This is a genomic window from Baaleninema simplex PCC 7105 (assembly GCF_000332355.1).
GTDB lineage: Bacteria > Cyanobacteriota > Cyanobacteriia > Cyanobacteriales > Geitlerinemataceae > Baaleninema > Baaleninema simplex.
In genome coordinates, this window is record NZ_KB235958.1 from 3,682,561 (window position 1) to 3,697,423 (window position 14,863).

The 14,863-nt window shown below is 54.6% G+C and carries 11 protein-coding genes; 4 read left to right on the forward strand and 7 right to left on the reverse strand.

Annotated features, from left to right (window positions below; genetic code table 11):
- The first annotated feature begins 94 nt into the window (after window positions 1–94).
- Window positions 95–2,752: a filamentous hemagglutinin N-terminal domain-containing protein gene (locus GEI7105_RS0118790; RefSeq protein ID WP_017661974.1), complete on the forward strand. Its 2,658-nt coding sequence runs from the start codon at window positions 95–97 to the stop codon at window positions 2,750–2,752.
- 5 nt (window positions 2,753–2,757) lie between these two features.
- On the opposite strand, the gene GEI7105_RS0118795 is transcribed toward GEI7105_RS0118790, so the two are convergent.
- From GEI7105_RS0118795 to GEI7105_RS35195, 3 genes are all read right to left on the reverse strand, one after another.
- Window positions 2,758–3,306, reverse strand: coding sequence for an NUDIX hydrolase (locus GEI7105_RS0118795; RefSeq protein WP_017661975.1), 549 nt, complete (start codon window positions 3,304–3,306; stop codon window positions 2,758–2,760).
- Between the two features lie 18 nt (window positions 3,307–3,324).
- Window positions 3,325–4,260: an isoaspartyl peptidase/L-asparaginase gene (locus GEI7105_RS0118800; RefSeq protein WP_017661976.1), complete on the reverse strand. Its 936-nt coding sequence runs from the start codon at window positions 4,258–4,260 to the stop codon at window positions 3,325–3,327.
- Between the two features lie 421 nt (window positions 4,261–4,681).
- On the reverse strand, window positions 4,682–4,822 hold the full coding sequence (locus GEI7105_RS35195) for a DUF2256 domain-containing protein (RefSeq protein WP_071592035.1): 141 nt from the start codon (window positions 4,820–4,822) through the stop codon (window positions 4,682–4,684).
- A 55-nt stretch (window positions 4,823–4,877) separates the two neighbouring features.
- Between GEI7105_RS35195 and GEI7105_RS0118810 the strand changes: the two genes are divergently transcribed.
- Window positions 4,878–5,630, forward strand: a complete 753-nt coding sequence (locus GEI7105_RS0118810; protein ID WP_017661978.1) for an RNA methyltransferase — start codon at window positions 4,878–4,880, stop codon at window positions 5,628–5,630.
- 89 nt (window positions 5,631–5,719) lie between these two features.
- Complete coding sequence (locus tag GEI7105_RS37585) at window positions 5,720–7,306, forward strand: serine hydrolase (RefSeq protein WP_158413230.1); 1,587 nt, start codon at window positions 5,720–5,722, stop codon at window positions 7,304–7,306.
- 82 nt (window positions 7,307–7,388) lie between these two features.
- On the opposite strand, the gene GEI7105_RS0118820 is transcribed toward GEI7105_RS37585, so the two are convergent.
- From GEI7105_RS0118820 to GEI7105_RS31270, 4 genes are all read right to left on the reverse strand, one after another.
- On the reverse strand, window positions 7,389–10,682 hold the full coding sequence (locus GEI7105_RS0118820; protein WP_026097777.1) for an Ig-like domain-containing protein: 3,294 nt from the start codon (window positions 10,680–10,682) through the stop codon (window positions 7,389–7,391).
- 648 nt (window positions 10,683–11,330) lie between these two features.
- Window positions 11,331–12,611: a valine--pyruvate transaminase gene (locus tag GEI7105_RS0118830; RefSeq protein WP_017661982.1), complete on the reverse strand. Its 1,281-nt coding sequence runs from the start codon at window positions 12,609–12,611 to the stop codon at window positions 11,331–11,333.
- A gap of 163 nt (window positions 12,612–12,774) precedes the next feature.
- Entirely contained in the window at window positions 12,775–13,209 is a 435-nt protein-coding gene (locus tag GEI7105_RS0118840) for an NUDIX hydrolase (RefSeq protein WP_017661984.1), read from the reverse strand.
- Between the two features lie 5 nt (window positions 13,210–13,214).
- Window positions 13,215–13,601 (reverse strand): hypothetical protein, encoded by a 387-nt coding sequence (locus tag GEI7105_RS31270; protein ID WP_017661985.1) that lies wholly within the window; start codon window positions 13,599–13,601, stop codon window positions 13,215–13,217.
- 15 nt (window positions 13,602–13,616) lie between these two features.
- Here GEI7105_RS31270 and folD point away from each other — a divergent pair, with 15 nt between their 5' ends.
- A complete protein-coding gene (folD, locus tag GEI7105_RS0118850; protein WP_017661986.1) occupies window positions 13,617–14,486 on the forward strand; it encodes a bifunctional methylenetetrahydrofolate dehydrogenase/methenyltetrahydrofolate cyclohydrolase FolD in 870 nt (289 codons plus the stop codon).
- Window positions 14,487–14,863 lie beyond the last annotated feature (377 nt).

Here is a 14,863-nt window from a genome sequence, read left to right on the forward strand (position 1 = left end):
CAATGCGCGATCGCACCGGCGCTTCACCCACTTTCAAAAGGGTTCCAGATAGCGATACCATCAACATATCTCCAGTGTCAAAGGAGGTTTTTCGATGTACTGTCGCCTCAGCCTTGCCATTTCGAGCGTTCTCGCGTTCTCCGTCTCACCTCCGACTCTGGCACAACTCGTTCCCGATGCCACCTTACCCACCCCCACCACCATCGAAATTGACGGGCGCACCCAACGGATCACAGGCGGAACTCAAGCGGGAGGCAACCTCTTCCACAGCTTCGATCGCTTCGACGTTCCCGACAACAGCACCGCCTACTTCGACAACGCCCTCACGATCGAACATATCATCACCCGCGTCACCGGAAGCCACCTCTCTCAAATCGACGGAACGATTCGCGCCAACGGAACCGCCAACCTGTACCTCCTCAATCCCAACGGCATTTCCATCGGCGCCAACGCTCGACTCGACCTCGGCGGATCGTTTTTCGGCACCACGGGCGATCGCTTGTCGTTCGCCGACGGAACGGAATTTCTCGCCCGACCCGAAACAGCGTCCCCCCTCCTCACCGTCAGCGTTCCCACAGGCGTACAACTCGGGCCGAATTCAGGAAACATCGCGATCGCCGGAACCGGACACAACCTATTTTTCGATGCCAACCTGGCCACCGCCCGAGACAACCGCCCCGACGGGTTCGCCGTCGCCCCCGGAAACAGTCTCGTTTTCGTCAGTCCGACCCTTACCCTCAACGGGGCTAACCTCACCGCCCCCAACGGCCGCATCGTCCTATCCGCCGTTACAGCAGGTCGGTGGACTTTCGACGCCACGACCCTCGACCCAAATACCGTTTACGGTGACGTGCGCCTGAGCGACTCCACCTCCGTCGATGTCAGCGGAAACGGGGGGGGCGAACTTCTCGTTCTCGGACGCCGCCTGTTTCTCGAATCCGGTTCGACATTACTGTCCGACACCTTGGGGGACGCACCGGGACGGGGAATCGTTTTACGCACCACAGAACTCATCGACGTTCGGGGACTCTCGAGCGATCGACTCTTTTCGAGTGGGTTCTTCGCCGCCGTCAGTCCCCAGGCCAGCGGCGACGGCGGCGATATCCTCGTTGAAACCGATCGCTTGGTCGTCGTCGATTCCTCGATTTTAGGAGCGGATACCTTTGGGTCGGGAAACGCAGGAACCTTAACAGTTCGGGCGTCTGAGGTAGAGACGCGCAATAGCTTTTGGTCGGGAACCAGTTTCGAGACGGCCACCGGTCGCGGCGGACGGACGATCTTCGAGGTCGATCGCCTGTTAGTCGCAGACGGCGCGCAAATTCTCGCCATCACGTGGGGAGATGGCAACGCCGGGAGTATCGACGTGCGATCGCGGGAACTGGTAGAAGTGCGGGGACTCGGACGCAGTATCACGGAAGATTTACCCGGTCGGGTCTTTAAAAGCCTTTTGAGTACTGCTGCGGGGCTGGAAGCGACCGGACGCGGCGGTGAGATTACGATCGAAACGGCTCGATTGCGCTTGGTGGACGGGGGCGTGATTTCCACGTTAACCCGCAGCGACGCCCCGACCAGTCCGGCGGGAACCCTCACCGTTCGGACAACTGAAGCGATCGAAATTATCGGACGAGACAGCGAAAACTTGCCTTCAGGACTGCTGACAAACACGACCGGAGACGCTCCCGGTGCCGATTTAATCGTCGAAACACCTCGGTTGACGGTGCGCGACGGCGGACAACTCAGTGCGGGAACCTTCGGCGGAGGAAACGGCGGCGACGTTTGGGTACGGGTGTCTGAGGAAATCGATTTGAGCGGAACGACGCCGTTAGTCGAGTTAGGGCGGGGAGATTTCGCCCGAGACGCTTCGGGAACGCAATTTCCGAGCGGAATTTTCAGCGCCTCGGAGGGGGCGGGATCGGCGGGAAATTTGGACATCGAAACTTCGGTGTTGCGGGTCGGCGATCGCGCGGAGGTGGCGGTAGACAGTATCGAAACGGGATCGGCAGGCAGTCTCTCGATTCGGGCCGATCGCGTCGTGTTGGACGACGGCGGACGGTTCCGGGCAGACAGTCGCGGGGGATTGGGCAACATCAATCTAGAGGTTCGGGATTTGCAGTTGCGAGGGGGCAGTCGCATTTCCACCAACGCTCTCGAAGAAGCCACCGGCGGTAATATTTTTATTGAGGCAGAAACCCTAGTGGCGTTGGAAAACAGCGATATTACAGCAACGGCACAGCAGGGATTCGGCGGCCGGGTGTCGATCGCCGCTCGGGGAATTTTCGGGCCGAACCTGCGCGATCGCCTCACGCCCGAGAGCGATATTACCGCCAGTTCCGACTCGGGTGCAGCCTTCAGCGGTATCGTAGAAATCGAAACGCCGGATATCAAACCCCGTCAGGGACTCGAGACGTTACCGATCGCACCGATCGATGTGGCGGGATTGGTGGTCGATCGCTGCATGGCGTTAAACGCCGGGAGCGAGTTCGTCGTCACCGGACGCGGCGGTTTACCCCCCGATCCCTGGCAAGCGTTGTCGAGTCAACCGCTATGGAGCGATTTTCAGATCGTCGATCCCTCTCCGACGCGGGACGTTCGGGAGAACACAACCGACCGTTTCGAGGGGAGATCGCCAGACGAGCCTCTCGTCGAAGCTCGAGGATGGCGGAAAAACCCAGATGGTTCGGTTACGTTAGTGGCGGTGATTCCGGCGACTGGGTCGTCGCAGTCCTGGCCGGTTGAAAGACTTTGTCGGTAAGGGAGTTAGCGATCGCGCGATCGCTGCCTCAACAACTCCAACAACACGGCGCGACATTGCAAACAGGTTAACGCTTCGAGCAGGCGATCGCAGTCTTGGGAGTCCTCGGCTGCATAGCTCGTTTCCCAGAGGTGGCGATCGTCGAGGTCTACGTCGGCGCGAATTTCCACGACGAAGCCAAACAGTTTTTGGTTAGAAAAGGAACTGTTAACTAGCCACCCTTGGGAATTCAGCGTTTCTAGGCGATCGATCTGGTCTCGGGTAACGCCGAGTTCCCGCTGTAAGATATCTGGCACGACTTCGATCGCAGCCGTATCGCTCGGAACGCGCCCGCCGGGGAAGTCGAGGGTGAATTCCCCGATCCCCGGACGATAGCTAAGTTTAGGAAGGACGAAGCGATCGCGGTGCAACGGGATAATTACGGCGGAGTCGGCTTTTTCAACCCGCCAGTAATCGAGAAGGCGATCGCGATCGTCCTTCAGTCGTTCTCCAAACAGCGTCAGCCACGGCGATCGAATCGCCACGAACTGCGACATCGTTTCCCAGGGTTTCATCGACTTCTCAACTGTGTTCTACACCACAAACACCACCGTTCCGTTCTCGGCTTCGAGGCTGTCGCCGCGTGTCTCGCCGTCTGTGTAAGCCGCTAACACCACCTCGCTGGTTTTACCCCAGGCGATGTTCCCCTTGGCGTCGAGGGCGATCGCGCCGAGATCTCGTTGGTTTTCCGTGGCTTCAGCAAGCGATCGCGACATCGCCTCTTCTAACGACATCCCGTCCGTCACCCGCACCACGATTCGCGCCGCCAAACATTCATCGACAATATCTTCACCGATACCCGTGCAACTGACCCCGGCGAAGCGATTGGCGTAGTTTCCCGCAGGCATGGCCGAATCGCTGACTCGTCCGATGCGCTCGAACCCCTTGCCTCCTGTAGAGGTTCCCGCCGCGATGCGACCTTGGTTGTCTAAGGCTACCACGCCGATGGTTCCCCGCCCCGCTTCGTCTTCAGCGATGACGTTAGCCATACTCCGTTGAAAGTTATCTTTGCGATCTTGCAACCATTCTTTGAGGCGTTTGTCCGTGGTGGGATCGAAAATCGGTAAGTTCAGTTCTCGCGCCAGTTCCGCCGCACCGAGATCGGAGAGCGTGCGATCGCGTTCCGCTTGCAGAAACTTCGCCATATCGATGGGATTTTTGACCCGCGACACGTTGATGACGCCGCTAAACCGTTGCGCGATCCCGTCCATCAACGACGCACTCATGCGAATTTGTCCGTCCGACTGCAACACCGACCCCGTTCCGGCGTTGAAACGGGGGTTGTCTTCGAGGAGTTGACAGCCGCGAACCACCGCATCTGTAGCACTTTTTCCGTCGTGCAGCAACCCGTACACCTCATCGACAATTTGATAAAGAGCTTGGCGAACGGCGTCGATACCGCCTTTTCCTTGCAGAGAACTCCCTGCGCCACCGTGAACGATCAGTTTGGGTTGCACCGAATCAGACATGAATTTACTGAAGAATTGAGCGTTGAAAATCGATCTGCAATTTCAATATCTTAAACGAAACAGATCCCCGGCATCTTGGAGATGCCGGGGATCTCGCCCCCATCACCCCATCATTCCATCATCTCCCCATCTCTCGATTGGGGGCGGTGCGTAACGCGGTAATACGACATCGATCTAATTTCGGCTCCTCATCCCATCATCTCCCCATTTTTCGGTTGGGGGCGGTGCGTGACGCGGTAATACGACATCGATCTAATTTCAGCCGCCTTTTCCGGCCGCGTCACGGCACCCTACGCTCTCCCCCTCTCCCTTTCTCCCCCTCTCCCCCTCTCCCTTTCTCCCCCTCTCCCCCTCTCCCTTTCTCCCCCTCTCCCTTTCTCCCCCTCTCCCTTTCTCCCCCTCTCCCCCTCTCCCTGGCTCCTCAACGCCGCCGCCGACAACGTTCGGAACAATACTTTACCTCGTCCCAGCAGTTTTCCCATTTTTTGCGCCATGCAAACGGACGCTGACACACCGGACAAATTTTCGTGGGAAGGTTCGATTTCGTGTGTTTGCGACCCATAATCGACCGATAATAAATAAGTTCAGAGATATCTCGATGCCTGATAAGGAGTGGAATGGAACTGACGGCTTTGTCCCAAATCGCAATCGTCCTCGTCGAACCGGCTGGGGCGTTAAACGTGGGATCGATCGCCCGCGTGATGGCAAATATGGGACTGTATCGCCTGGTTCTCGTCAATCCTCAATGCGACCATCTCGGTGACGAGGCGCGACAAATGGCCGTTCACGCCGCCGAAATTTTGGAAAACGCCCAATGTGTAGACAGTCTACCGTCTGCGTTACAGGGTTGTCAGCGAGTCGTGGCCACTGCCGGGCGCGATCGCTCCTTTCCGACTCACTTCGAGCATCCTCGGGAGGTTTTACCCTGGCTGTTGGAGGTTCCCTCTGCTTTAGTCTTCGGTCGCGAAGATCGCGGATTGAGTAACGAAGAACTCAACTACGCGCAACGGTTCCTACGCATTCCCTCGAGTCCGAATTACGCTTCGCTCAATTTAGCGCAATCGGTGGCGGTGTGCGCTTACGAGCTTTACGATACGGTGGTTCGAGCTGAAGCGGACTCGCCGAACCTCCCCCCGGAGACGAACGATCCCGAAGCCACCGCCGACGCGATCGAAGCCTATTATCGAGATTTCGAGAAACTTTTACTCGATATTGGCTACCTCTATCCTCACACAGCCAAAGCGCGAATGGAAAAGTTTCGCCGCCTTTACAACCGCGTTCGCCTCTCGCAAACCGAAGTCGCCATGTTACGAGGTCTCGTCCGCCAGATGGAATGGGCAATTTCTCAGACTTCCTCAAAATCCCATTAACTTGTCGAGTCGATTGCCGATCGCCTACTGTATCCCTTAACTTGAATGAGAGGCGAATCGCCGTTGTTTCTGTCTTTCTGACGCCGACTATGCCCAATTTTTTCGATCGCCCTTCTCCGTCCCGAGACCGCAATGCCGGTAGTGCTTGGATGCGTCGCCAGTGGCGCACTCGTTTGAACGACACCGATACGCCTCAAGCGTCGGGTCGCGTTACCCCCCTGTCGTCCCGGCGATCGAAATCGGGGAAACCCTCCCCGGATTTACCGCCGTTACGCAGTGCTGGGGCGCATTTGTCGCCCCCCCCTCCGCCGGTTCGTCGGCAACCCCAACCGTTCGAGCGTCCGGTATCCCCTTCTCCCGAACGGACATCTCACAGTGGCGAATTCGGTTCGCTACCCGTGTCCTCCCCAATTCTGCGCCGCCAGCCGTCCGAACCCTTGCCGCCGTTGCGTCCGCTGCAATTCACGCCACCTCGTCCGGCAACGTCACCTTCAGCGAAGCGGCCGCCCGCTACACCCTCGACATCACCTCGTCGATCGTCCCGTTCTGCCTCTCCAACACCCCGGAAATCCGCGCGACGTGTCCCCCACCGTTCTCGTCGCCAACCGACCTCTCGTCCTCCGCTACCGCCCGCGTTGAGGCCGTTTTTGTATGTGATGCGGCTGTCGATCGTGGGGGTGGGATTGAGCGCGATCGCCGGGACGATGCTGTCGTTGTGGACGCCTTCGGAGGCGGAGTTGTCGGGACAGTCTGAAGAGGCGATCGCTGGCATTGAAGGGCAGCCGGTCGCGAAGTGGTCGCCGGAACTGTCGTTGGGTCAGGAGTTGACGGCGTTGAAGGAACGGTTGCAGCAGGTGGCGACGGAGTATCCGGGGTTGACGCCTGGGGTGGCGATCGTAGAGGTGGCGACGGGAGATTACGTGCGTCTTTCGGATACGATGTCGTTTTCGGCCGCGAGTACGATTAAGGTGCCGATTTTGGTGGCGTTTTTCCGGGCGGTAGACGCGGGAACGGTACGCCTCGACGAAGTTTTGACGATGGAGGAATCCCACGTCGCGGAGGGATCGGGATATATGCAGTACGACGCACCGGGAACCCGCTATTCGGTGTTGGAGGTGGCGTCGTCGATGATAATCGACAGCGACAATACGGCGACGAATATGTTGGTCGATCGCCTGGGTGGGGCGAAGGTGTTGAACGAACAGTTTCGCGAGTGGGGGTTGACGGAAACGACGATTCGCAATCCCTTACCGGATTTGGAGGGAACCAACACGACGACGCCCCAGGAGTTGGCGAAGTTGTTGGGACAATTGGAACGGGGCGAGTTGGTGTCGATGCGAAGTCGCGATCGCATGATGCGGATTATGTCGCAGACGGCCAACGATGCGTTACTTCCCCAGGGATTGGGAGAGGGGGCGTTCGTCGCGCACAAAACGGGAAATCTGCGATCGGTGTTGGCGGATGCTGGGGCGATCGATCTGCCCAACGGGAAGCGATATTTAATGGTGGCGATCGTCAAGCGTCCCGACGAGGACGATCGCGCCGCCGACTTAATCCGTCAGATGTCGGCGACGGCGTACGACTATTTCGCCAAACCCACTTCTTCCTTCCCTGAAGATTCCCCCGTTGCGCCGACGGTGGCGGGAACGCAGCAAGCGAATCGAGTGGGGCGTTAGGAACGTTTTTTTGACAGAAAACCCCAGTTTCTCGAACATAGAAACCGGGGTTTCAAGCTATTCAAAAATCAAAAACGTCCCATCAAATCACTTCAAAATCACTAGCTTGAAGCGCACTTGCCAAGCTGCTAAAATTACCTACATTATAGTTGCTCAAAATGGCCATATTCTGGGCTGCTCCTCCAGCTCCCATATTGTCATCATAGGCAACATTTGCAGTGTTGCCTTTGTTGGTGTTTATATAGACGATGAGTACGTGTTTACCTAAAACTGCACCGGATTGCCCTGATACTGTATTACTCACAGTGGTTGCACTATTAAAAGTACCATAACTCGGATCCCATACTATTATATCAGCGCCAGAAATATCGTCACCTGCATCATCAACTAACACCACATTACTGACGCTACCAGAGACAAATTGACTCGGTTGGAAATCCGCTCCATCGAATACGAGAGTATCCTCTGATGGATTGAAATCTGTGATTTCTCCATTCTGATCTTTTTGACCGAAGTTGTTGTAGACAAATCGATCTTCTCCGCTACCTCCAGTTAAGATGTCAGCGTTTCCATCACCACCGATTAAAATATCGTTGCCATCTCCTCCATCGATCGCATCGTCACCTCCTTTTCCATTGAGAAAATCGGAGCCGCTCGTACCATTAATAGAAGGATCGTCTCCGCCAGTCGATGCTACCAAATTAAGCGTAACCGTTCCTGTCGCAGTATTGCTCGAACTATCTTCAATGGTGTAAGTAAATGTAGAAGAAGAACCAGAGCTAGGAGAAGTGTACTCTACAGTAGAGCCATTCAAAGTTGCTCCAGAAACACTCGTAACAGAGATCCCACTTCCAGTATCGTTTGCCAGGAGCCAAGAAGTTGGAATCTCGACTGTTGTATCTGTCGTGATTCCGAACTCATCGTCGTCTGCCGTCAGTGCAGAAACAGTAATTAAAGGAGGCGTTTCTTCATCGAATTTTGCCGCGCCACCTGTGTTGCCGTTGTCGTTGAGATTAATCGTAAAGCCAGCCTTCCCGTCAGTCGCTGCCGTGTAGGTGAACCCTCCAGCGTTTAAGGCAGTATTGAGATTTGTAAGCGTTCCTTTCACAGTCACACTAGCGGTGTCGTTATCATCAACTGTCAATCCCGTTCCACTGGCTGAAATCGTTCCTCCTGCACTTCCAGATACCGAAAGCGTGAGGGTCATTTCACCACTATCTGCATCAGCATCAGTAAAGTTAGAAGTAATGACATTTTTAAGATCGTAAGCAGTTGATGGAGTAGGTTCAGCAAACGGTCCCATTGAGGTAACAACAGGTGTGTCGTTCACTCGTTGCACTGAAATCGTCATCGTTGCCTCAGCACTGGTATTCGGCGGAGTTTCCCCATCTGTAGCCACGAACTTAATCGTTCGATCGCTTTCCGTGGGATTTTCTTTTTTTGGACCTTGGTTGTTGTACTGAATATCCGCTAAAACAGCTTTATAGTCGTTAGCCGTTGGGGTCTGTCCGCTTTTAGGGGTTAGTGTTGCTTTACCGTTGACTGTAGAACCGTTACTGCTCAATACAACATCAACCGTTGCTGAAGTTCCACTATATTGGAGAACCTCTCCGCCATCTTTCACATCGTTGAGAGTAACGACAATTTCATCAATATCGTCGTTGTCGTCAAATACAGTCAGTTTGGATACATCTACAACTGAAACGGGAGTTTGCTCTTGGTAAGTTTGGGTATTGTTAAGCGTCGTTGTATCCGTATCGTCCAAGTCAATGACCGGTTGGGCTGGAGATGCGGTGACGTCGATCGTCATGGTATAGGTCGTACCGCTTAAATCGCCGCTGCTATCTATCACCTTGAAATCAAACGTTGTAGACTCGCCTGCTGTCATTCCCGTTGGCTCGAACACCAGTTGGCTGACGTCGCTGATGGTATCGCCATTGGAAACGCTTGAGGCTCCGTTTTTCAATGCCCCCGTTCCAACCGTCGTCACCACTTGAATACCGTCAAAGGTGTGGCCGTCTACGTCGTTAAAGGTAAAGTTGCCATCCGTAAAGGTTTTATCAAAGCCAGCGAAGGTTTCAACAGAGTCGTTGCTGCCAGTCGGTGCGTCGTTGGCTCCGGAAATTGTAACGCTGACGTTTGCGGTACTCGTCCCTCCGTTCCCATCGCTGACGGTGTAACTGAACGTATCGGTTGCCGTTTCTCCGTCTTTCAGGGACTGAAATGCCGTACCGGGATCGTAGCTGACGTTCGTGTCAGTATTCGTCGCGGTTCCCTGAGTCCCTGTGGTATCGACACTGGTAACAGTAAGGGTATCTCCGTCTGCATCGGTATCGTTGGCAAGAACGTCGATTGTTGTGGCCGAATCGTCTTCGGATACCGTGGCAGTATCGTCGCTGGCAATGGGATCGGTATTCGTGGGATCGGGGGTATCACCGCCGTCGTTTCCGCCTCCATCATCGTTTCCACCACCGCTATCGTCGCCGCCGTCGTTTCCGCCGTCGTTTCCGCCGTCGTTTCCGCCGTCGTTTCCGCCTCCATCATCGTTTCCACCACCGCTATCGTCGCCGCCGTCGTTTCCGTCCCCGCCATCATCATCATCATCATCATCGTCGTCACTGTCGTCACCGCCGCTACTGGGGGGATCGGGAGGGCCGGGATCGGGGTCGTCGGAGGGAGTCAGATCGTCGGTGAAGCTTTCTTCGGTGAGGACGCTTTCGGTCACGTTTTCGAGAATGGCGACGAATTCGCCAGTTCTCAGGTTAGAAAATACATAGTTCCCGACGCTGGAGTTGGGGTCGGGACGCACGAACGCGATGTTAATTTCTGAAATATCGACGCCACCCATTAAGGCGATTTTATCGTCGGCGTCAAAGCCGATAATGCGATCGGCGTCTTCGATCGCCGGGCCGCCAGAGGTCGTATCGATGATGTAAATATTTTTACCCGTACCGCCGATGAGAACGTCGGCACCTCGATCGCCGGACAGTACGTCGTTGCCGATTTCTCCGTACAGGGTATCGTCTCCCGTACCGCCGAAGAGGAAGTCGTTACCGTCGCCGCCAAAGATCGTATCGTTGTCTTTGTTGCCGAAGATAATGTCTTCGCCGTCGCCACCGTCTAGAAGATCGACGCCTAAGTCGCCACTGATAATATCGTTACCGTCATCGCCAGAAATTGTGTCGTCGCCTTGACCGGACAGTAACGTATCGTCTCCATCGCCACCTTTGAGAATGTCTTGGCCTCGGTTTCCAAATGCGAGGTCGTCTCCCTCGCCGCCTACGATGTTATCGTCTCCACCTAGACCGACGATCGAATCGTCTCCAAGGGTACCGAGAAGAGCTTCGGAATTTTCAGTTCCAGTGATGAGAGGCATGGGTTCGATCTCCTAGGGAGTCCCTGACACGCGAGCGTAAAAATACAGTTAAACCATCGCTGACAGCACTCAGTATAGCGGAGCGCTCCAGCGTTAAAGACGGTAAATGCGATCGAAAGAAGAGTGGCGTGTGGTGCGAGATTCGCGTTCTGGCGGTCTTTCACGCGAGAGAACGAACGGTATTGGCAAGCCACGCCGACTCGATACACCCTTATCTCACAGTCGTTGGCAACTTCACTTTTGTTCCCGAACGCAACCTCGAACTGGGTTATCAAAAATAGTTCGAGCGATCGAGCCTCGATCGCGATCGCCGTAACGCCGAGACGACGCAAACACAGCAACCCTATAACAACAACCTAGCAATCTCTGCGATCGCGCTTATTTCCATTGTTGCTAATTTTTTCAAAAATGACTACAGGATTTACAAAAACCTTAATCGAGACGCTGTTTTTAAATTCTCCGTAAATTTACATTTTAAAATCTCCGTGAATTTACAGGGGTTTGTAACTGCGATCGCGGCAAACAGCGTAAAATTACGGTAGGTGCGAACGGACGGAGGTGCGTCACGGTCAAAGACTTAACTCGAACGACTTTTCGAGGGGTCAACACTGTCGTAACGCACCTAAAAGATCGTTTCAAAACTGCACTTCAACTGACGAAAGCCGCCGAATACACGCGACTGGCGACCTCTGCAATCCGCTGCATCGCCGTCGCAATTTCCTCCACCGTCGCTGTCAGACTAATTCGCAAACATTGCTGTTTGTGTACCCAATTGTCTCGCAGACCGGGAAAAAAGGGTTCGCCAGGAACCGCAATGACGCCGACCTGTTTGAGTTCCCGATAGAGTTCCTTATCCGTCATCGGGAGGTCGCGGAACCACAGCCACGCAAAAATCGCCCCTTCTCCACGATGTAAGAACCAAGGTAACGCTTTCGGCATTGCCCGGTTTAATGCGTCTTCTAAGACCTCAAACTTTTTCTGATAGTGGGGACGAACGACCGATTCGGACAGTTCGGCTAACTGTCCCGAGGCGATCGCCTTGGCTGCGATCGCCTGTCCGTATCGCGACGAGTGAATGCAGGCGTTGGTTTGGAACGACTGTAACACGTCGATAATTGCCTCGTCGCCGATCGCGATCCCCACCCGTTCCCCAGGAAGTCCCGCTTTCGACAAACTCATACAGTGAACCACGTTTCCGCCGAACTTCGGTGTCATCGGCGTAAAATTCAACGCGGGAAACGGAGGTGCGTAAGCCGAATCGACGAGAACCGGAACGTCGTAAGCTGCTGCGAGATCGCCGATTTTCGCCACTTCCTCGTCACTGAGGACGTTTCCGGTAGGATTGCAGGGACGGGAGAAAATGACGCATCCGGTGTCCGCGTTGATGTCTACCTGGGAGAAATCCGGGCGATACTTAAACTGATGGTTGGCTTCGTCGAGATCTAACGTGGGTTTGTAAGACACCACCGCCTCGGGAACCAAACTCACGCCGCCGTATCCGGTATAGTCGGGACTCAGGGGTAAAACGATTTTTTTCAACGTTCCGCTTTGGCTGTAACCCCCAAACGCATTCGCTCCAAAAAAGTAAATCGACTGAGAACCGGGGGTAATTAAAATATTTTTTGAGGTCAAATCCGACCCGTAGCGACGGTTGAAATCTTCGGCGATCGCATCGATAAGAGGTTGATAGCCTTGACTCGACCCGTAGCGACAAATCACTTCGCCATACTCAGAACTCTCGAGCAACTCGGCGGTACAATCGCGCCACATCTGTTCGACTTCCGGCAAAATTACCGGATTTCCCGCACTTAAGTTAATGAAATCCTGCGCGTTGCCACTTTGCAAGGTTTCGATAATATCCTTCATAATTGCCCGCACCCCCGTTAGGTGAGACATTTGTTGGCCGAATTGAGACAGTGCAGGATTCATATGACGTCAATAGTAAACAGCGTTTTCAAAGCGGTGTACCTGTGCGGTGCGTGACGATTTCTCGGTCTCACGTTCGACACCCGATTTTTCAAGTCACGCACCCTACGACTCTCCACAGATTTCAGTTTAAGGTTTCTCCCCCTCTCCCCCTCTCCCCCTCTCATCATCCCAATCTGGGAGCGATGCGATCGAGGAAATCGAGTAAAATGCGCTGGTGAGGTGGGGCGATCGCCCGTACTTGTCGAGCGTTGTCTGAGTACCGCTGTCCCAAACGGATTTCGTCTGGCGTCCAGAGGGCGAAATCCCAGCCTTCACGCAAGTCTAAGCGATCGAGAGTAACGGTGAGAGGCGCGTAAAAGACGTAACGCACCACGTCGGGAGAAAAGACGAAGCGATCGAACAGCGTCACATCCGACGTTCGATAGCGAATTTCCTCGTACAATTCTCGCACGACAGCAACTTCTGGGGTTTCGTTGGCTTCGAGATGGCCGCCGAAAAACGCCCAATACCCTGGGTAGACGATATCAGGAATATCGTCGCGCAATTGCAGCAAGTATTTACCCTGTTGGTAGAGAATGGCGATCGCGACCTGTTTCATGGATTTTATTGTTTTTCAGTCGGTTGGCGATCGATCTCCTCGAGATAGGCTTCTCCGTAATCGACGCCGTTGATGGGAATCGATCGCTCGACGAATTGTCCCGTCACCTGAAGCGGTTGTCCGAGTTCGGGAAGCGTATCGTCGGAAACCACCCACACTGTACCCGTCTCGTCTTGGAGTTGATAGGCTCCTCCGTCAACGAACGGGGCGCGATCGACTGTCGTTCCGCGCACGATCGCTTCTGTATTTTCGCCAAAACGCTCTAACTCGGCAATGGGCGTTATATCGACCCCAACGCCACATCCGGCTAAACTCAGCAGAATCGGAAGGAACGGTAAAACTTTGCGTCGCGCCACCGACAGAGATGGTAGGGTAAGGAAGTTCAACTGCACAGATCTCGATCGTCAATGGATACGACTCGCATTTTAGACGGTAAAGCCCTCGCGAAAAAGATTCAAGGGGAACTGCGATCGCAAATTCAAACGCAGGTTGAAACGGGGAAGCGGCCGCCGGGGTTGGCGGTCTTGCGAGTCGGCGACGATCCCGCCAGTGCAGTGTACGTTCGTAATAAAGAGCGGTCTTGCCAGAGAGTGGGGATTGCGTCGTTCGGTCGTCACTTTCCCGCCGAAACGTCAGCAGAAGAGATTGCAGCAGAGATCGATCGCCTCAACGCCGACGATCGCGTTGACGGTATTCTACTGCAACTGCCCCTTCCCAGCCATCTCGACGCCGTGCCGCTGCTGTTGAAAATCGACCCCGATAAAGACGCTGACGGACTTCACCCCGTCAACATGGGACGGTTGATGCGTGGCGAACCGGGACTTCGCAGTTGTACGCCAGCGGGAGTGATGGCACTGCTGAAAGAATATGACATCGACCCCAAAGGGAAAAATGCTGTCATCGTCGGTCGCAGTATCTTAGTGGGAAAACCGATGGCGTTGATGCTACTCGAAGCCAACGCCACTGTAACGGTGGCACACTCGAAAACGCAACATCTTCCCGAGGTCGTTCGCAACGCCGATATTGTCGTGGCGGCGGTGGGTCGTCCTCAAATGATAACGGGGGATATGGTGAAATCCGGTGCGATCGTTGCTGATGTAGGCATTAACCGTATTACTGACGGCGAGGGGAACTCGAAACTCGTCGGCGACGTGGAGTTTGAAACGGCGAAGGAAAACGCAAGTTTCATCACGCCAGTTCCCGGTGGTGTGGGGCCGATGACCGTGGCGATGTTATTGAAAAATACTGTCGAAGCGTATTTGAAAAAGATGGGTTAAAGCGCCAATTTCGTCATAAATTCTCAAATTCGATAGACTTTCACGAAACAGTTGAAGGTCGCGATCGTCAGAAATTCTTAGTTTTGAGAATTTGAGATAGAATCGATTGTTTAAAGTTCCCTTCTTTTAAAACTATAGCCGTTCCCAATGAGTTATTATTGGGTGCATTTCACGTTTGCGATCGCTCATACGTTCGGCGAGCTCATACGGAAGCCGAATCTCAACGCTGAGCGGAGTCGAAGCGTTGAGTCCGAGGGGAGTCGAGGACTCAAACACTTGTTTTGTCCAACCTGACACGTCTCTCTCTATCCCCCCAACCATCACCCCAACCATCCCCCCAACCATCCCCCCAACCCCCCTTTCAAAGGGGGGCGAAG

Bases quoted from the DNA above. Each gene is read 5' to 3' on its own strand.
- GEI7105_RS35195 (WP_071592035.1), bottom strand. From the start codon at position 4,822: ATGGGTCGCAAACACACGAAATCGAACCTTCCCACGAAAATTTGTCCG.
- folD (WP_017661986.1), top strand. From the start codon at position 13,617: ATGGATACGACTCGCATTTTAGACGGTAAAGCCCTCGCGAAAAAGATT.
- GEI7105_RS0118840 (WP_017661984.1), bottom strand. From the start codon at position 13,209: ATGAAACAGGTCGCGATCGCCATTCTCTACCAACAGGGTAAATACTTG.
- GEI7105_RS0118790 (WP_017661974.1), top strand. From the start codon at position 95: ATGTACTGTCGCCTCAGCCTTGCCATTTCGAGCGTTCTCGCGTTCTCC.
- GEI7105_RS0118795 (WP_017661975.1), bottom strand. From the start codon at position 3,306: ATGAAACCCTGGGAAACGATGTCGCAGTTCGTGGCGATTCGATCGCCG.
- GEI7105_RS0118820 (WP_026097777.1), bottom strand. From the start codon at position 10,682: ATGCCTCTCATCACTGGAACTGAAAATTCCGAAGCTCTTCTCGGTACC.
- GEI7105_RS0118800 (WP_017661976.1), bottom strand. From the start codon at position 4,260: ATGTCTGATTCGGTGCAACCCAAACTGATCGTTCACGGTGGCGCAGGG.
- GEI7105_RS0118830 (WP_017661982.1), bottom strand. From the start codon at position 12,611: ATGAATCCTGCACTGTCTCAATTCGGCCAACAAATGTCTCACCTAACG.
- GEI7105_RS0118810 (WP_017661978.1), top strand. From the start codon at position 4,878: ATGGAACTGACGGCTTTGTCCCAAATCGCAATCGTCCTCGTCGAACCG.
- GEI7105_RS37585 (WP_158413230.1), top strand. From the start codon at position 5,720: ATGCCCAATTTTTTCGATCGCCCTTCTCCGTCCCGAGACCGCAATGCC.